The organism is Streptomyces sp. NPDC002779 (genome assembly GCF_042888685.1).
Taxonomy (GTDB): domain Bacteria; phylum Actinomycetota; class Actinomycetes; order Streptomycetales; family Streptomycetaceae; genus Streptomyces.
Genome location: NZ_JBIAQC010000004.1, coordinates 410349 through 426989, shown reverse-complemented (window position 1 = coordinate 426989; position 16641 = coordinate 410349). Strand labels below are relative to the sequence as shown.

Sequence of the window (16641 nt, the reverse complement as noted above, 5' to 3'; positions counted from 1 at the left end):
CCTGAGAGCGGATGAGGGGCCGGGGCCCGGGCCCGCCCGCCGTCGAGGACGGGCGGGCCCGGGCGGCCGGAGCGGTCGACGGGTCAGCCGACCGCCTTCTCGATGCGCTCCGCGGTGGTCTCCCACGCCTTGTCACGTGAGGTGCCCTGCTGCTCGATCAGGGTCAGGCCCTGGGAGAAGGTGTCCTTGATCGTGCCGTCCTTGCGGCCGAGGACCTGCTTGTCCGGGATCTCCTGGGCGGCGGCGCCGAAGATCTCACCGATCGGGGCGTTGTTGAAGTACTCCGAGGTGATGCTCTTGACGTCCGGGCTCTCCAGCGCCTTCTGCGAGGACGGGACGCTGCCCTGCTTCTCGAAGATGTGCGCCTGCTGCTCCGGCGCGGTCAGCCAGGCGGCGAGCTTCTTCGCCTCCTCCTTCACCGGGCTCTGCTCGACCACGCCGAGGAAGGAGCCGCCCCAGTTGGCGCCCTTGGGGGCCTTGGCGACGTCCCACTTGCCCTTGTTCGCCTCGCCGGCCTTCTCACCGATGTGGCCGAGCATCCAGGCCGGGCAGACGGCCGTGGCGAACGTGCCGTTGGCCAGGCCGGGGTCCCAACCGGGCTGGAACTGGCGGAGCTTGGCGGACAGGCCGTCCTCGGCGGCGTCCGCGGCGAGGTTCCAGGCCTCCTTGACGGCCGGGTTCTTGTCGTAGATCAGCTCGCCCTGGGCGTCGTAGTACTGCTCGGGGTAGCCGTAGACCATGGCGTTGAACAGGCCGCTGGCGGCGTCCATGAACGCCACGTCACCGTCCTTGAAGTCCTTCTTGAAGGTGCGGCCGACCTCGACGTACTTCTTCCAGTCGCCCTCCCACAGCTTGGCGACCTCGTCGCGGTCGCTGGGCAGGCCGGCCTGCTCGAAGTAGTCCTTGCGGTAGCAGACCGCCATCGGGCCGATGTCGGTGCCCAGGCCCAGGACCTTGCCGTCCTCGGTGGTGATCTGGGACTGCTTCCACGGCAGGAAGTGGTCGGTGCCCGCCACGTCGGAGAAGTCCGCGAACTTGTCGGCCTGGGTGTCGACGATCTCCTTGGCGCGGCCGATCTCGATGCCCTGGATGTCCTTCAGGCCCTTGCCGGCCGCGAGCCGGGTCTGCAGCGCGGTGTAGTACGTCTGCTCGTCACCGGCTATCTCGGCCTTGATCTCGACGCCCGGGTTCTCCTTCTCGTACTGCTCCAGCAGGCCCGTCTCCTTGAAGCCCATCACCCCGTACAGGCCCACGGTGATGACGACCTTGCCGTCCTTCTTGCCGCCGCCGGTGACGGAGTCGTCGTTGCCGCCGCAGCCGACGACGAGCGCGAGCGCGCCGGTGGCCGCGACGGCCGCGAGCGCTCTGGTCCGTGATGACCTTCGAACAGTTGCCATGTTTCTTCCTCCAAGCGACGGCGCTGACGCACCGGAGCAGCGGGTTCCGCGATCTACGGGGTGGGGCGTTTTGTCGGTGGGCACGTTCCCACCGAGGGGTGGGAACGTGCCCACCAGTGGATGGAAGACTCGTGGCAGGGATCGGCTATGTCAATAACTTGAAAACAATTCGTGACTGAAGCCCTGGTTCGGTGTTCGGTTCGTGACTTTGGCGGGGGTGCTGTCCCCCGTTCCGCGTCTGCCACAATTGCCGCTGGTCACGTCCGCGGCCGGTGCCGCCGCGGCTGCTGCCGGGAGGAGCACATGACAGGGAACCGCCGTCCCACGATCAAGACGGTCGCCGCCCGTGCCGGGGTGGGTCGGACCACGGTGTCCCGCGTCATCAACGGCTCGGAACTCGTCAGCGCCGACGCGCGGGCCCGGGTGCTGGCCGCGATCAAGGAGCTGGACTACGTCCCCAACTCGGTCGCCCGCGGACTGGTCACCAACCGCACCAACGCGGTGGCCCTGGTGATCCCCGAGTCGGAGAGCCGGCTCGGCTCGGAGCCCTACTTCGCCGCCCTGATCCGCGGCGTGAGCGGCGCGCTCTCCGAGACCCGCACCCAGCTCCAGCTGATGCTCGTCCGCGACCAGTCCGAACGGGACCAGCTGGCCGCGTCGGTGGCCACCCGCCGGGTCGACGGCGTCCTGCTGGTCTCGGTCCACGCCCACGACCAACTGCCCGGCATGCTGGAGGAGATGGGCCTGCCCACGGTGCTGGCGGGCCGCCGCGACGAGAACGAGCCGCTGAGCTACGTCACCGCCGACAACGCCGGGGGCGCCGCCGCGGCCGTCCGGCATCTGCTGGACAGCGGCCGGCGCCGCATCGCCACGATCACCGGCGCGCTCGACATGGACGTCGGCCGCAGCCGCCTCGAGGGCTGGCGCGCCGCCCACGCGGAGGCGGGGGTTCCGGCCGATGAACTCCTGGTCGAGGTGGGCGACTTCACCGAAGAGGGCGGCCGCCGGGCGATGCGTTCGCTTCTTGAACGTGCGCCGGATCTGGACGCCGTCTTCGCCGCGTCCGACCTGATGGCCGTCAGCGCCCTGAGCGAACTGCGCCGCCAGGGACGGCAGGTGCCGGGCGACGTCGCCGTCGTCGGCTTCGAGGACTCCGTCCTCGCCCGCCACACCAACCCGCCGCTGACCACGATCCGGCAGCCGGTCGAGGAACTGGGCCGGACGATGGCGGCGATCCTGCTCGACGAGATCAGCGAGGTCCCGTCCGCCGAGCGGCAGTTGACGCTGCCTACGGAGCTGGTGGTGCGGGAGTCGTCCTGAGGGGCGGCTTCGGGGGTGCTCGGTGGGAGCGGGGTGGACGGGCTGACGGGGTTCTCAGGGGCGGCTTTGGGGCGCTCGGTGCAAGCGGGGCAGACCGGCTGCCGGGATTCTCAGGTGCGGCTCCGGCCGCTCGGTGGAAGCAGGGCGGACCGGCTGCCGGGGTTCTGAGGGGCGGCTCCGGGGCGCTCGGTGGAAGCGGGGTGGATCGGCTGGCGGGGGTCTAAGGGGCGGCCTCGGGGGCGCTCGGTGCAAGCGGGGCAGACCGGCTGACGAGGGTCTGAGGGGCGGCTCCGGGCCACTCGGAGGAAGCAGGGCGAACCGGCCGACGAGGGTCTAAGGGGCGGCCTCGGGGGCGCTCGGTGCAAGCGGGGTGGACCGGCTGGCGGGGTCTGCCGCGGTTCTGTCAGACGGTCCTCACAAGGGTGCCGGTGTCTTCGAGGGCGGCGATCTCGTCGGCGGGGGCCGAGCTGTCGGTGACGAGGGTGTGCAGGAGGGTGGAGGGGCCGACGTAGGCGTAGGCGGTGCGGCCGAGCTTGCTGCCGTCGGCGGCGACGAGGATGCGGCGCGCGGAGGCGAGGCCGGCCTTCTTCACGGCCGCGTCGTCGAGGTCGTAGGCGGTCAGGCCCTCTGCCGCGCTCAGACCGCAGCAGCCCATGACGGCCGTGTCGAAGCGCAGTGCCGCCAGTGACGCGAGCGTGAGCGGGCCGGTGAGCGCTCCCTCGGCGGCCCGTGGCTGCCCGCCGGGCACCAGCAGCCGGGCCGGGGCCGGGCCCTCGCCGAGCACCTGGACGGCCTGGAGGGACAGCGGCATCACCGTGACCGGTCTGCGGCGCAGCAGATGGGCGATCTCCAGGCAGGTGGTGCCGCTGTCGAGGAGGACGGTCTCGCCGTCGGCGATGAGCGAGGACACCTCGACAGCGATACGGCGCTTGGCGTCGACGGCCTCGTGAGCGCGGAGCGCGAAGGGCGGCTCCTCGCCCCGCAGCAGCAGGGTGCGCGCGCCGCCACGAACGCGTTCGAGGACACCTTGCGCGGCCAGCGCGTCGAGATCGCGCCGGATGGTCATCTCGGAGGCGCCGGTCAGCGCGGCGAGTTCCTGGACCGTGGTCCTGCCCGACTCCCGGACGGCCTGCGCGATGATCCCGTGCCGGTCCCCATTGCTCATACCTCGATTCAACACGCCCGCAAATGAACAGTCAATGTGTGCGAAACGCCAGTGTTCAATCACCGCACATGTTCGTTACGGTCCTGGGCATGAATCATTCGCTGCGCTCAGCCCGAGCGGCGACCTTCGCGTACTTCATCCTCTGCGGCACGACCATGGGCGCCTGGGTCGTGCACATCCCCGCCATCGAGGAGCGCGTGGACATCAGCCACTCCACGCTCGGCGGCCTCCTGGTGCTGCTCGGACTGGGAGCCTTCACCGGCATGCAGGTCGCCGGACGCCTCACCGACCGGCTGGGAGCACGCATCGTCGTCCCCGCCACCGGCGTCCTGTGCGGCGCGGCCCTGGTGCTGCCCGGGCTGGCCCAGGATCCGTGGACGCTGGCCGGTGCGCTGCTGGTCTTCGGGTTCTGCAACGGCAGCCTGGACGTGAGCATGAACGCCCACGCGGTGCACGTGGAGAAGGAGTACGGCCGTCCCGCCATGTCGGCCTTCCACGCCACGTTCTCGGTCGGCGGAGTCCTCGCCGCACTCGTCGGCGCGGCCACGGCGAGCGCCGGCCTGAGCCCGGCCACGAGCATGACCGCAGTAGGAGCCCTGTGCGCGGTCCTCGCTCTCCTGCCGGCCCGCACTCTGCTGCCGACCGAACCCACCGCTGCCGCCGAGGAGGCCGCGCAAGCGCCCACCACCCAGCACCGCAAGACCAGCGGGCGCATCTGGATCCTCGCCGCCCTCGCCATGATGGTCATGCTCTGCGAAGGAGCCGCCAACGACTGGAGCGCGCTGCACCTGAAGGACGTCCTCGGGGCTCCCGCGAGCACGGCCGCCTTCGCCTACGGCACCTTCGCGGCGACGATGACCGTCGGCCGACTGCTCGCCGACCGCCTCGCCGCCCGGATCGGGTCCATGGCGATCCTCCGCCACGGAGCGGCCACCGCTGCCGTCGGCATCACACTCGTCGCCCTCGCACCGTGGACGTGGGCCGCGTTCGCGGGCTGGGCGCTGTTCGGGCTCGGACTGTCCGGCTGTGTCCCGCAGTTGTTCAGCGCGGCCGGGCACGCCGACCCCTCCGCCGCCGGGGCCAACGTCTCCCGCGTCGCCGGGCTCGGCTACGTCGGCATGCTCGCCGGCCCCGCCGTCATCGGCTGGCTGACCCACCTCGTCGCCCTGAACCACACCTTCCTCCTGCTCACCCTGTTGTGTGCGATCACCGCGGCCGCAGCGGCGGTCCTGCGCACCGGATCCGAGCCCACCCGCGAAACAGCGGCGAGCAGCCACTGAAGGTCTCCCGGAATCCGGAGGATCCCACCACCATGCCGACCGAGCGCAACATCATCCTGTTCGACCTCTTCGGGGTCGTCGCCCGCCACCAACGCCCCGGCGCCCTGGACAAGATGGCCGCCCGCTGCCGAGCGTCCACTCCCGCATTCACCACGGCCTACTGGGCCTGCCGCCCGCCCTACGACGCGGGCCGCCAGTCCCCGCCCGAGTACTGGACCGCCGTACTGCGACGCCTGGCCCTGCCCGCGGACGCCGACACGATCGAGGAACTGCGCCTCACCGACATCGACAGCTGGTCCCGCGTCGACGACCGGATGGTCGCCTACGTCCGGTCCCTGCGCGGTGTCGCCGAGGTCGCCCTGCTGTCCAACATCCCCCCGGACCACGCGGACGCCTTCCTCGCCGCGCAGCCGTGGCTGCACGAGCTGGACCACGTCGCCTTCTCCGGCCGGATCAACGTGGCGAAGCCCGCTCCGGCGGCCTTCCAGCACTCCGTCGACGCCATGCGGGCCGCCCCGACCGACTTCCTCTTCGTCGACGACCGCGCGGAGAACGTCAGCGCCGCGCAGGGCGTCGGCATGGACGGACATCTCTTCACCGACCGCGACGAGCTGGCGAGCGCCATCGGCACCTGGCTGCGCCGCAACGACCCAGGAATGTGAGGAGGCCTCGTCCCGCCCGGGCGGCGCCCCGCGATCGTCTGGTCGCTGCCTGGCATGATCGACGGGTGACCAGTGACCCCGCGCGGCCGGACCGCACCAAGTACGTCCTGTTCGACGTCGACGGCACGTTGATCGACGCGATGAGCAACTAACGCCGGGTGTGGGGAAGTTGGGCGGAACGGTACGGGCTGGATGCGGCCGAGGTGTATCAAGTGGCCCTGCGGACCCGGCCGATGGAGACCTTCACCCAGGTCGCAGCGGACCGGGATCCGCGCGAGTGCCTCGCCGCGCTGCACGAACTGGAGGACGAGGACGTCCGATCCGGGGTGCACACGGCCTGCGACGGGGCGTCGGAACTGCTGCACGGTCTGCCCACGGGACCGCGGGAACCTGGGCGCTGGTCACCTCGAACTACGAGCACCGGATGCGCGGCCGTTTCCTGCGGACGGGTCTGCCGGTGCCCGAAGTGATCGTGGACGCGGCCGCCGCGGTGGAGGGGTGCACCGTCACTTCGTCAACCTGCGGGAGGCGGTCCCCCATGTCCTGGCTTTCCCGGCCAGGTCGCAGGGGAGTGCCTCGGCAACCGCGGTGCCGCGCAACCCCGCGCCTCCGCCGCGGCCTTGAGGTCGGCCAACCACCCCTCAAGGCCCATCCCGAGCATCTCGGTCGCGAGCGAGACGTCCGCCTCGACCTGCGCACCGGTCCAGGTAGCTGCGGACGGCCACAGCGTCGCCGGCTACGCCTCCGGCAAGTCCCGCATCTACTGCCTCGTCTCCCACAGCGGCATCACCCTGGCACCGATCCTGGGACGGCTGGCCGCGAGCGAGATCACCACCGACCAGGAACAGGACCTCCTACGGCCCTTCCGGCCCGCCCGTTTCATCGGCGCCCCACGCGCAAAGACCGAGGTCGACCAACGCGCCACCGCCCTGGGTGAGCAGTAAGGCTGGTTTGCGCGTGTTTCCGGGTAGATGAGCCCCGGACAGTGGCGCTGGGAGACGAAGGGGGGATGGCGGTGGATGCGGCCAGGTGGTCGGTGGACCGTGAGCGCTTGTCTCAGTGGGTTCCTGAGGGCGAGCGGATGACGGCCGGTTGTGCGGTGACGTACGGACGCACGCTGTGGGGCCTGGTGCCACGTCGTGCTTCGCTCCTGCTGACCGACCGTCGGTTACGAGTGCTGCGTCACCGAGGCAATGACCTCCGCTATGCCGTACGCGGTGTCTGGTTCGAGGTGATGCGTGGTGAGGCCGAGGCGGTCTGCAGGAACCCGCAGGTGCGCGTGGAGTTCGACAAGGGACAGGAAGTCGAACTGCGCATGCGGGACGGTGAAGTGGAGTGCCTGCTGATCAGCCAATGGGACGCAGTGCACGCCGAAGCCCTGTACGCGGCGTTTCCTCCCAGGAGCAGCGATCCACGGTGATGTGACAGCACCCCTTGTCCCCGCCGGCCCCGTACGTCGTCCCCCGAGTGCCGAGCGCCCCGGTTCAGCGATCGGCGAGCGCTCGGATCTCCGCCGCGATCAGCTTCGGGTCCTCCTCCGCCATGAAGTGGCCGCACGAGACGGTGCGGTGGCGGAGGTCGGGTGCCCAGGCGCTCCACAGGTCCTCGGCGTGGTAGCCGAGGGCGGCGCCCCAGTCCTGCTGGAGGACGGTGACCGGCATGGCGAGCCGGTCGCCGTTCTCGCGGTCGACGCTGTCGTGCTCGACGTCGATACCGGCCGAGGCGCGGTAGTCCGCCACGATGGAGTCCACCGCCGCTGCGGAGGCGTCGAGGTAGTGGCGGCGGACGTCGGCGGGCAGGGCGGCGGGGTCGTGGGTCCAGGCGTCGAGGAAGTACGAGAAGAAGCTGTCGGCGGCTCCCCGGATCATCTCCTCCGGCAGACCGGGAGCCTGGGCCATCAGGTAGAGGTGGAACCCGACCGCACCGGACACGCCGCGCAGGGCGTCCCACATGTCCAGGGTCGGCAGCACGTCGAGGAACAGTGCGCGGGCGACGGCCTGCGGATGGTCCATGGCAGTGCGGAAGGCGACGAGGGCGCCCCGGTCGTGGCCGGCGAGGGTGAAGCGGGGGTGACCCAGTGCTTCGGCGAGGCGGACGATGTCCCGGCCCATGGTGCGCTTGGAGTAGACGTCGGGACCGGTCCCGGCGGGCTTGTCGCTGGCGCCGTAGCCGCGCAGGTCGGGGCAGATGACGGTGTGGTCGGCGGCTAGGTCGGCCGCGACGTGCCGCCACATCAGGTGGGTCTGCGGGAAGCCGTGCAGCAGCACGACCGGGCTGCCGCTGCCGCCGACGGCGGCGTGCAGGGCGACACCGTCGTCGACGGTCACTCGCTGTTCGGTGAAGCCGGGGATGCTCAGGGGGGACACGCGGATACTCCTGGTGCTCGTGGCAGAGTGGACGCTCCGGGCGACTGGGGCCGGGCTCGTCCGGGGACGTGATCCAGGCTGCGGGCGCCGGATCAGTGATCGATGAGTGAACGGGAACGGCGCGCCGGCAACGGAGCCGTCCGCGAAGGGACCGTGCCGTGGGCGTCGCATTCGGACTGCTGGGGCCGGTGGCCGCCTGGAGCGCGGACGGCGAGCCGCTGGCCCTCGGGGCTCCGCGGCACCGGGAGGTGCTGGGCAGGCTGCTGGCCGCACGGGGCCGGGTGGTGACGGTGGACCGGCTGGTGGCGGATCTGTGGGAGGACGAGGCGCCCGCCGCGGCGGTGGGGGCGGTGCGCACCTTCGTCGCCGCGCTGCGCCGCTCCCTGGAACCCGGGCGGCCGCCCCGCGAGGCGTCCCGGCTCCTGGTGACGCAGGGCCCCGGTTACGCGCTCCGCGCGAGCCGTGACGCGGTCGACGCGTGGCGCTTCGAGGATGCGGTGCAGCAGGCCGGTACGGCGGCCCCGCAGGCGGCCATAGCGCTGTGGGACGGGGCGCTCGCCCTGTGGCGCGGACCGGTCCTCGCCGACTTCCCCTCCGCCCGATGGGCCGCCGCCGACCGTGCCCGGCTGGAGGCCCTGCGCCTGCACGCCATGGAGCGCCGGGCCGACGCACTGCTGGCCACCGGCGCCGCCCGGGAAGCGGCCGTCGACCTGGAGGCCCATGTCGCGGCGCATCCGGCACGGGAGGACGGCTGGGTGCTGCTGGCCACCGCGCTGGCCCGCTCCGGTCGGCGCGCGGACGCCCTGGAGACGTTGCGGCGCGCCCGGGGTGCGCTGGGCGGGGAGCCGGGCACCGGGCCGGGACCGGCACTGGCCCGCGTCGAGGCGCAGATCCTCAAGGGTTCCCCCGCTGGCGATCTCGGCTTGGACGCCGGTATCGCCGACGGGGTGTGGGGCCGGGCGGCGGCCGCCTGGGAGCGTTCGGTGCCGGCCCGCTCCAGGGCCCGGCTGCACGCCACGGCGGGCCTGTTGCGCGATCTCGCCGTCACCGGCGCCGACGGCCTGGCCGAGGCCCGTGAATACCGCCGGGACGTGGTGGCGGCGGCCGAGGCCACCGGAGACGCCGAGCTGACGGCCCGCGTCATCGGGTCCTACGACGTCCCCGCGGTCTGGACCCGCGCCGACGACCCCGAAAGCGCCGGGCAGCTCGCCCGGGCCGCGGCCCGCGCCGCCGCGGCGCTGGCCCCCGGTGACACCCCGGCCCTGCGCGCCCGGCTGCTGTCGGTCATCGCCGTGGAGTCCCGCGGGGACGCGGCAGCCGACACCCCGCCCGCCCCGGCCGCCGCCCCGCCGGTCCGCGAAGGATGGCGGGCGCGCGCAGAGCGGGCCGCCGAGGAAGCCGTCCTTCTCGCACGGCGGCTCGGTGACCCGACGCTGCTCGCCTTCGCCCTCAACGGCGCCTTCATGCAGTCGTTCGGCCACTGCGGCAACAGCGCCTCCCGGGACGCCACCGGCCGGGAACTGATCCGCCTCGCCGAACGCCACCAACTGCCCAACCACGAAGTCCTCGGACGACTCGTACGCCTCCAAGCCCTCGCCGGACTGGGGGACTTCACCGGCGCACAAGCGGAGGCGGAGGCCACCGACCGGCTGGCCGAACAGCACGAACGGCCTCTGGCGGGCGTGTTCACCTCCTGGTTCCGGGCACTGCGCACCTGTGAGACCGACGGCTGGGCCGCCGCCCGCCCGCTCTACTCCGACGCCCTGGAGGCGACCGCCGACTGCGGCATGCCCGGCCTCGCCCACGGAGCCGACGCGCTGGTCGCGCTCGTGCCGGTGCTGCGCGCCGAGCACGCCCTGCCGCGTCCCGACGACTTCGCCGGCCTCGACGCCGGCCCCTACCAGCCTTGGGTGGAGCCCCTGTTGCTGGCCGGCTCCGGCGCGGCCGACCTGGCCCGGCAGGCACTCGACCGGGTACCGCGGCCCCCGCACGACCTGCTCCAGGAGGCCCTGTGGTGCTTGCTCGCCCGCAGCGCCCAAGCCGTCGGGCACACGCAGATCCTGCGGCGCGCGGTCGAGGAACTCAGCCCCGCCAAGGGGGAGTTGGCGGGCGCGACGAGTGGGCTGATCTCCTTCGGACCGGTCGCCGGGCATCTGCGAGCCGCAGAGCAGGCCCTGGCGGCACAGGGGTGACGAAAGGGGCCCGAGAGGGCCTGAAATAGCTGAGCAGTCACGGGCGTTGATCACGTCATGACTCAAGGACCAGCACCTCGCGCCCTGTCCGACGAAGCCCTCTCCGCCCTGCTCGGCAAGCAGCAGTTCGGAACGCTCGCCACCGTCAAGCGCAGCGGCCACCCCCACCTGACCACCATGCTGTACAGCTGGGACCCCGAGGCGCGCATCGTGCGGTTCTCGACCACGGCCGACCGGATCAAGATCGGGCATCTGCGCCGCAATCCCCGTGCCTCGGTGCATGTGCAGGGCGGCGACGTGTGGTCCTTCGCTGTCGCCGAGGGTGACGCCGAGGTCTCCGAGACCACGACGGAGCCCGGGGACGCGGTCGGGCGGGAGTTGCTCGGGATGATCCCCGCCGCCGCGAAGCCGGAGGACGAGGACGCGTTCCTGGAGCAGTTGGTCGCCGAGCGTCGCGTGGTCATCCGGCTGAAGGTCGACCGGTTGTACGGAACAGCGCTCGACATCAGCGGCTGAGAGGTGCCGGGTCCCTGGGGATCGGGTGCGCCCCTGTCGCGCCGGTGAACCCGCCTCCAGGGATACGACGGTGCAGATCCGCCGCCCTGCGTCAGAACTCATTGCGGCGCCGCAGCATGAAGGGCCTGCCGTCCGGGTCGACCAGGATACGGTGCAGCGGCTTCGCGAGCGTCAGCGCCGTACGGGACATCCTCGGTGAGCGGTAGGGACGCAGCCTGCCCGGCGGTCGAGGGCCGTGGCGGCCGTTGCGGTGCCAGGAGTCCAGGGCGGCGGCACTCTGCGCGAAGGCGTCGAAGGCGCTTACCGGATCGCAGAGTTCGTCGGCTTCCTGCACCTCCATGTCCTCGCGGTCCAAGTGCTCGCGCGACAGCTCCAGGCGCAGGTTGCGGGCGAAGCCGCGGGCGCCGTCGCCGAGGCCGCCGGGGTCGTGCGGCTCGCGCGGGTCCCTGGACTCGTCCAGGACGGCGCAGGACAGCTCTGAGTCGTGGGTCCAGGAGCGCAGGTTGACGTTGTCCGATCCGACCGAGGCCCACACGTCGTCGATCACGCAGACCTTGGCGTGTACGTACACCGGGGTTCCGGCATGGTTCTCCAGGCCGTACACCCCCACGCGGTCGCCCCCGGCCTGCCGCAGCCTGTTCAGGGCGGCGACGCGGCCGACCAGGTTCATCGGCAGGCTGACGGAACCGTCCTGGTCCGGGAAGGAAGGGACGACCGCGATCAGGCGCAGGCGGGGGTTGCTGCTCAGGGCCTCGGCGAAGCACTCCACCACGCGCGGGGACCACAGGTACTGGTCCTCCAGATAGATCAGGGCCCGGGCCCGGCGCAATGCCTTGCGGTAGCCGCGCGCGATGCTGCGTTCGCCGTCGGGCGCGAAGTCGTAGCCGCGCAGGAGGCGGTTGGGGTAGGTGCGCAGGATCTGGACCGTGGCCGTGCCGCGGGGGGAAGGGTCGGGTCGCTGGGGCGGGAGCGGGTCGGCGTGGACGTCCTCGTGGTGCACGAGCTCGCGCAGGCGGACGAGCGGGCTGCGGGTGAGGGGCGCCGGATCCTCCCAGCGTTCACGGAAGCAGGCCTCCAGGTCGCCGACGGCCGGTCCGCGGATCGCGAGCTGGAGGTCGTGCCACGGCGGATTGGGGCCGTACGCGGCGGCGAGCGGCAAGGGCTGGGGGTCGCCGCGGTGGCTCGCGTCGTCGTTGCGGCTGTGGCACAGGTCGATGCCTCCGACGAACGCGACGTCCAGCTCGGGTCGGTCGGCGTGCCGGAGCACGATGAACTTCTGGTGGTGCGATCCGCCCGGACGTACCCGCATGTCCAGCAGGAACTCGCCGCCCGCCGCGGCGACCTGCTCGCCGAGGTGGCGGTTCTCCGCCTCGCTGAACTGGAAGCGGTCCAGGTGGGAGCGCCACACCAGCCCCTTGACGATCACACCGCGCTCGGCCGCCGCTGCCAGGACGGCCCCGATCTCGCTCCCGGGACCGTCGAGGCGCTCGTCGGGGTCGCCGCGCCAGTCGGTGACCAGCAGCAGATCGCCGGCCCGCTGCGCCCGGACCGCGCGGAGCAGCTCCGCGAAGTACGTCGCCCCATGAACCAGAGGACGCACCTCATTTCCGCACGACCAACCCGCACCATCCGACCGACGCCGGTCCAGCCGCGTCGCGCGGTTACCGCGCTCCTCCGCGGTCAACAGCCATGCATCTATGTCCACAGCCCCAGGTCTCCTCCCAGACTCCTCATGAGTACCCACATCGCGGCACCTTCTCGGCTTCCGGGGGCGGTGTCAGTGCCGGGCGCCAACGTCTCTCCGCGAAGGCCGCCCGCGCGCGGCAGGCATCGTGCGGAGGGGGAACCGGTGGATCAGAGACTCGGGGAGAACAGACTGCGGTGGACAGCCGACGCCTACGACATCGGATTCACGCTCACCCTCAGCGAAGGGCTCTCCCCGTACGAGCTGCTGCGCGCTGTCGGTGCCCGGGACGCCCGGATTGTCCCGCTCACCCGGTCAGCGGCGGAGTTGCTGCTGACGGGATGGGGTGACCCTGACTTCCCGGACTGGGAACGAAGCGGTGATCGCCAGGCTGACGAGCGGCGGCTTTCTGCCCACTCCGCCGACCGTCATCGTCCGAGCGGGCTCGGTGGCCGGGTGGGCGTATGCGCTGGAGGCGCACAGCCGCCATACGGACAGCCAAGGGCTTCAGCCGCGTTACTTACGCCCTTGACGGCCAGGTGGTGACGTCCTTCGAGCCCGGCCTGCCGCATCTGACGAGCGGCGCCCCGTCGGAGGAGGCGCTCGGCTTCGTTCACCAGGGCGACGAGCTCGGAGACGTCGCGTTCCTGGAGTTCCTTGGCCCCGAACTCGGTATCCACCTCTTACAGGGGGAAAGACAACGCCGCAGCCCCTTGGAGTACGTCACCTCCAAGGGGCTGATCAGCCCGACCGCCTCCCGCCCGGGGAGGGTCAGCGCGTGGTCAGCATGCCTTCGCGCAGGCGGGCCAGCAGGCGTGAGAGCAGCCGTGAGACGTGCATCTGCGAGATCCCCAGGTGCTCGGCGATCTGGGCCTGAGTCAGCTCCTCGACGAAGCGCCAGTGAATGATCTTGCGATCGCGCTCGTCCAGTTCGGCGATCATCGGCGCGAGGCAGTGCAGGTCCTCGACCAGGTCGAGGGCGGCGTCCTCGGCACCGATGAAGTCCTGGAGTGCCGTCTCCCCGTCGTCACTGCTGTTGATCGCGGCGTCCAGGGAGGCGGAGGTGTAGGCGTTGGACGCCAGCCTGGCCTCGACGATCTCCTCCTCCGGCAGGCACATCAGCTCGGAGAGTTCCTTGGTGGTGGGCGTACGGCCGAGGCGGCTGCGCAGCTCCTCGGTCGCGCGGGCCAGCTGCACGCGCGCCTCCTGAAGACGCCGCGGCACATGCACCGCCCACGAGGTGTCACGGAAGAACCGCTTGATCTCACCCACGATGTAGGGGACCGCGAAGGAGGTGAACTCGACCTCGCGGGAAATCTCGAACCGGTCGATCGCCTTGATCAGACCGATCATGCCGACCTGGACGATGTCTTCCATCTCCTGCGGCCCACGGCTGCGGAACCGGCCCGCCGCATACCGGACCAAGGACATGTTCATCTCGATCAGGGTGTTGCGGACGTACTGGAACTCCTCAGTGCCTTCTTCCAGCACCGCCAGCTGGTCGAAGAAGTGCCGCGACAGCTCTCGCGCGTCCCGGGGGGCCACGCGCCGCGCCTCCACCCCCTCCAAGACGTCCGTGGTCCGCTCAGCAGCCTGCACGGTCGTCGCGACCATCACACACCCCTCCCTGTAGAACAATGCCGATCAACACCGGTCCAGTGACCGGCAGAGGCGCGTCTACCCCGAAGAATCCCCCACACACCGATTCCCGGAAAAGAAATTTCCGGGACGTCGGCGGTCGGGCGCGACCAGGGGGCGTCGACCCTGGCGGCGGGCTGCCGCCATCCGCCGCGTGACCTGCGGACAACCCCCCATGAGCACGCGGGCGCTCCCCCGGGTCGGCCGGGTGATGGCTCCATGGCCGCCGGCCCATCGGCTCCGTAGGTTCATTCGCACGGGCTGACGAGCCACGCGACGCAGCACCACCATCCAGCCACCGCGAGGCAAGCGCCACCGGACACGAGCAGCGAGTTCACGCCCCTGCTGCGGGCCGTCAAGGGACAACGGCTCCTCGACCGGCGTACCGGCTGGTACGCGCGCACCATCGTCACCAACGCCCTGGGCCTGGTCACCGTCGGCACCGGCATGGCATTCCTCGGCGGTTCGTGGTGGGTCCTCGCTCTCGCCCCGGTCCTCGCGACCCTGTGCGCCCGGACGGCGTTCATCGGGCACGACGCGGGCCATGCCCAGATCAGCGGCAACCGTGCCACGAACCGCACCATCGGGCTCATCCACGGCAATCTGCTGCTCGGTATGAGCTACGGGTGGTGGAACGACAAGCACAACCGCCATCACGCCAACCCCAACCACATCGACAAGGACCCGGACGTCGCCGCCGACGTCCTCGTCTTCACCAGCGGGCAGGCCGCCGGCCGCACGGGCTTCCGCGGCTGGCTCACCCGCCATCAGGCATGGCTCTTCTTCCCCCTCACCCTCCTGGAAGGCCTCGCTCTGAAGCTCTCCGGCTTCCAGGACGTGCGCCGCCGGCGCGGCCGCGAACGCCTGGTCGAGGGCGCGCTGCTCATCGCCCACGTCGCCGGGTACGTCACCCTGCTCCTGACGACCATGCCCCTCGCGCACGCACTCGTCTTCGCCGCGCTCCATCAGGCCCTGTTCGGGCTGCACCTGGGCCTGGCGTTCGCGCCCAACCACAAGGGGATGGACATGCCCGACCCCGACGGCGAGAAGTGGGGACACCTGCGCCGCCAGGTCCTGACATCGCGCAACATCAAGGGCGGCATCGCCACCGACTGGTTCCTCGGCGGCCTCAACTACCAGATCGAGCACCACCTGTTCCCCAGCATGCCCCGCCCCCACCTGAGGCTCGCCCAGTCCATGGTGAAGGCCCACTGCCGCAACCTCGGCATCCCCTACGCGGAGACCGGCCTCGTCGACTCCTACCGTCAGGCGCTGCGGCACATGTACGAGGTGGGAGAGCCGCTGCGCGCCGACATCTAGGCGACGTCGGCGTACGGCCCTGATCCCGTTCCTACGCCGACGCGCGCACCACCAGCTCCGGTTCGAAGATGACCGAGGTCGGTTCGGTGCGGCCGCCCTCGATGTGCTCCTGGAGGAGCTGCGCCATCGTGCCCGCCATCTCCTCCATCGGCTGCCGGACGGTGGTCAGCGCGGGCCGGCAGGCGAGGGCCGCGCTGGAGTCGTCGAACCCGATCACCGCGACATCGTCCGGCACCCGTCTGCCGTGTTCCCGCAGCACGTCGCAGGCTCCCTGCGCCATCAGGTCGTTGGCCACGAACACCCCGTCGATGTGCGGGTGCTCGGTCAGCAGCCGCGCCATCGCCGTGGCACCGCTGTCGTAGGTGAAGCCGCCCTCGACGATCGGGATGTACGGGTGACCGCGCCGCGCCAGCGCGTCCCGGAACCCGGCCAGCCGGTCCTGTCCGGCGGGCACGTCGAGCGGTCCCGTGACCGTCGCGAGCCGTCGGCGACCGCGGGCCAGGAGATGCTCGGCGGCCAGTCGGCCACCGTCGGCGTGGGCGAGGTCCACGTAGCTGACCGGGACCGGCCGTGCCGGGCGCGCGAACAGCACGCAGGGCAGGGCCGCCTCGGCCAGCTGCTCGGGCAGCGGGTCCTCCGCGTGCGTGGAGACCACCAGTGCGCCGTCCGCGCTGCCCTGCCGCACAAAGGCCACCACCTCCGCACGGGTCGCCTCGGAGTCGGCGAACATCAGCACGGGGTGCATCGACCGCGGGCGCAGGAAGTCGATCACTCCCCCAGCCACCCGGCCGAAGAAGGGGTCCGCCAGCATCCGCGCGGCGAACGAGCCCTTCCCGTCCTGGGGTTCGCCCGCTCCGGAGACGACCAGCGCGATGGTCTCGGTCCGGCGGGTGACCAGGGAGCGCGCGGCCCTGTTCGGTGAGTACCCGGTACGCGCGACGGCGTCGCGCACCACGCTCTGGATGGCGGGATCGACGTTGCGCACCCCGTTGATGACCCGGGAGACGGTCGCCCGTGAGACCCCCGCCTCCCGCGCGACGTCCTCCAGGGTCGGCAGCCGCCTGATCATTCCCGCACCCTACCCGCTGGGCGGCGCCTTCG

Annotated in this window: 14 protein-coding genes and 1 pseudogene; 9 read left to right on the top strand and 6 right to left on the bottom strand. The window is 71.5% G+C overall.

What is annotated here, in order from left to right; genetic code table 11:
* Positions 1 to 83 precede the first annotated feature (83 nt).
* Positions 84 to 1397, bottom strand: a complete 1314-nt coding sequence (locus ACFYW5_RS14740) for an ABC transporter substrate-binding protein (RefSeq protein ID WP_389417337.1) — start codon at positions 1395 to 1397, stop codon at positions 84 to 86.
* A gap of 303 nt (positions 1398 to 1700) precedes the next feature.
* Here ACFYW5_RS14740 and ACFYW5_RS14735 point away from each other — a divergent pair, with 303 nt between their 5' ends.
* A complete protein-coding gene (locus ACFYW5_RS14735) occupies positions 1701 to 2717 on the top strand; it encodes a LacI family DNA-binding transcriptional regulator (RefSeq protein ID WP_389417336.1) in 1017 nt (338 codons plus the stop codon).
* A 403-nt stretch (positions 2718 to 3120) separates the two neighbouring features.
* On the opposite strand, the gene ACFYW5_RS14730 is transcribed toward ACFYW5_RS14735, so the two are convergent.
* Positions 3121 to 3882, bottom strand: coding sequence for a DeoR/GlpR family DNA-binding transcription regulator (locus ACFYW5_RS14730; RefSeq protein WP_389417335.1), 762 nt, complete (start codon positions 3880 to 3882; stop codon positions 3121 to 3123).
* A gap of 89 nt (positions 3883 to 3971) precedes the next feature.
* On the opposite strand from ACFYW5_RS14730, the gene ACFYW5_RS14725 reads away from it, so the two are divergent.
* The 5 genes and pseudogenes from ACFYW5_RS14725 (at position 3972) to ACFYW5_RS14705 (ending at position 7244) form a co-directional block, all read left to right on the top strand.
* A complete protein-coding gene (locus ACFYW5_RS14725) occupies positions 3972 to 5162 on the top strand; it encodes an MFS transporter (RefSeq protein WP_389417334.1) in 1191 nt (396 codons plus the stop codon).
* A 32-nt stretch (positions 5163 to 5194) separates the two neighbouring features.
* Entirely contained in the window at positions 5195 to 5824 is a 630-nt protein-coding gene (locus ACFYW5_RS14720) for an HAD family hydrolase (RefSeq protein WP_389417333.1), read from the top strand.
* Between the two features lie 158 nt (positions 5825 to 5982).
* Positions 5983 to 6323, top strand: a pseudogene (locus ACFYW5_RS14715) (phosphatase); the annotation flags it as partial.
* A gap of 121 nt (positions 6324 to 6444) precedes the next feature.
* On the top strand, positions 6445 to 6768 hold the full coding sequence (locus ACFYW5_RS14710; RefSeq protein ID WP_389417489.1) for a hypothetical protein: 324 nt from the start codon (positions 6445 to 6447) through the stop codon (positions 6766 to 6768).
* A 65-nt stretch (positions 6769 to 6833) separates the two neighbouring features.
* Positions 6834 to 7244, top strand: a complete 411-nt coding sequence (locus tag ACFYW5_RS14705; protein WP_389417332.1) for a hypothetical protein — start codon at positions 6834 to 6836, stop codon at positions 7242 to 7244.
* A gap of 64 nt (positions 7245 to 7308) precedes the next feature.
* On the opposite strand, the gene ACFYW5_RS14700 is transcribed toward ACFYW5_RS14705, so the two are convergent.
* Entirely contained in the window at positions 7309 to 8190 is an 882-nt protein-coding gene (locus ACFYW5_RS14700) for an alpha/beta fold hydrolase (protein ID WP_389417331.1), read from the bottom strand.
* 158 nt (positions 8191 to 8348) lie between these two features.
* On the opposite strand from ACFYW5_RS14700, the gene ACFYW5_RS14695 reads away from it, so the two are divergent.
* Together ACFYW5_RS14695 and ACFYW5_RS14690 are read left to right on the top strand one after the other, a co-directional pair.
* On the top strand, positions 8349 to 10382 hold the full coding sequence (locus ACFYW5_RS14695) for a BTAD domain-containing putative transcriptional regulator (RefSeq protein WP_389417330.1): 2034 nt from the start codon (positions 8349 to 8351) through the stop codon (positions 10380 to 10382).
* 57 nt (positions 10383 to 10439) lie between these two features.
* Positions 10440 to 10898 carry a PPOX class F420-dependent oxidoreductase gene (locus ACFYW5_RS14690; RefSeq protein WP_389417329.1) on the top strand — a complete coding sequence of 153 codons (459 nt, stop codon included), beginning with the start codon at positions 10440 to 10442 and terminating at the stop codon, positions 10896 to 10898.
* Between the two features lie 91 nt (positions 10899 to 10989).
* Here ACFYW5_RS14690 and ACFYW5_RS14685 read toward each other — a convergent pair whose 3' ends face one another.
* Together ACFYW5_RS14685 and ACFYW5_RS14680 are read right to left on the bottom strand one after the other, a co-directional pair.
* Positions 10990 to 12498: a phospholipase D family protein gene (locus tag ACFYW5_RS14685; protein ID WP_389417328.1), complete on the bottom strand. Its 1509-nt coding sequence runs from the start codon at positions 12496 to 12498 to the stop codon at positions 10990 to 10992.
* An 855-nt stretch (positions 12499 to 13353) separates the two neighbouring features.
* Positions 13354 to 14196, bottom strand: a complete 843-nt coding sequence (locus ACFYW5_RS14680) for a SigB/SigF/SigG family RNA polymerase sigma factor (protein WP_389417327.1) — start codon at positions 14194 to 14196, stop codon at positions 13354 to 13356.
* A 285-nt stretch (positions 14197 to 14481) separates the two neighbouring features.
* Between ACFYW5_RS14680 and ACFYW5_RS14675 the strand changes: the two genes are divergently transcribed.
* Complete coding sequence (locus ACFYW5_RS14675) at positions 14482 to 15540, top strand: fatty acid desaturase family protein (RefSeq protein WP_389417479.1); 1059 nt, start codon at positions 14482 to 14484, stop codon at positions 15538 to 15540.
* Between the two features lie 31 nt (positions 15541 to 15571).
* On the opposite strand, the gene ACFYW5_RS14670 is transcribed toward ACFYW5_RS14675, so the two are convergent.
* Positions 15572 to 16609, bottom strand: coding sequence for a LacI family DNA-binding transcriptional regulator (locus ACFYW5_RS14670; protein WP_389417326.1), 1038 nt, complete (start codon positions 16607 to 16609; stop codon positions 15572 to 15574).
* Positions 16610 to 16641 lie beyond the last annotated feature (32 nt).

Coding starts and splice junctions, on each gene's coding strand:
- ACFYW5_RS14735 (WP_389417336.1), top strand. CDS start 1,701: ATGACAGGGAACCGCCGTCCCACGATCAAGACGGTCGCCGCCCGTGCC.
- ACFYW5_RS14720 (WP_389417333.1), top strand. CDS start 5,195: ATGCCGACCGAGCGCAACATCATCCTGTTCGACCTCTTCGGGGTCGTC.
- ACFYW5_RS14705 (WP_389417332.1), top strand. CDS start 6,834: ATGGCGGTGGATGCGGCCAGGTGGTCGGTGGACCGTGAGCGCTTGTCT.
- ACFYW5_RS14670 (WP_389417326.1), bottom strand. CDS start 16,609: ATGATCAGGCGGCTGCCGACCCTGGAGGACGTCGCGCGGGAGGCGGGG.
- ACFYW5_RS14725 (WP_389417334.1), top strand. CDS start 3,972: ATGAATCATTCGCTGCGCTCAGCCCGAGCGGCGACCTTCGCGTACTTC.
- ACFYW5_RS14680 (WP_389417327.1), bottom strand. CDS start 14,196: ATGGTCGCGACGACCGTGCAGGCTGCTGAGCGGACCACGGACGTCTTG.
- ACFYW5_RS14690 (WP_389417329.1), top strand. CDS start 10,440: ATGACTCAAGGACCAGCACCTCGCGCCCTGTCCGACGAAGCCCTCTCC.
- ACFYW5_RS14730 (WP_389417335.1), bottom strand. CDS start 3,882: ATGAGCAATGGGGACCGGCACGGGATCATCGCGCAGGCCGTCCGGGAG.
- ACFYW5_RS14740 (WP_389417337.1), bottom strand. CDS start 1,397: ATGGCAACTGTTCGAAGGTCATCACGGACCAGAGCGCTCGCGGCCGTC.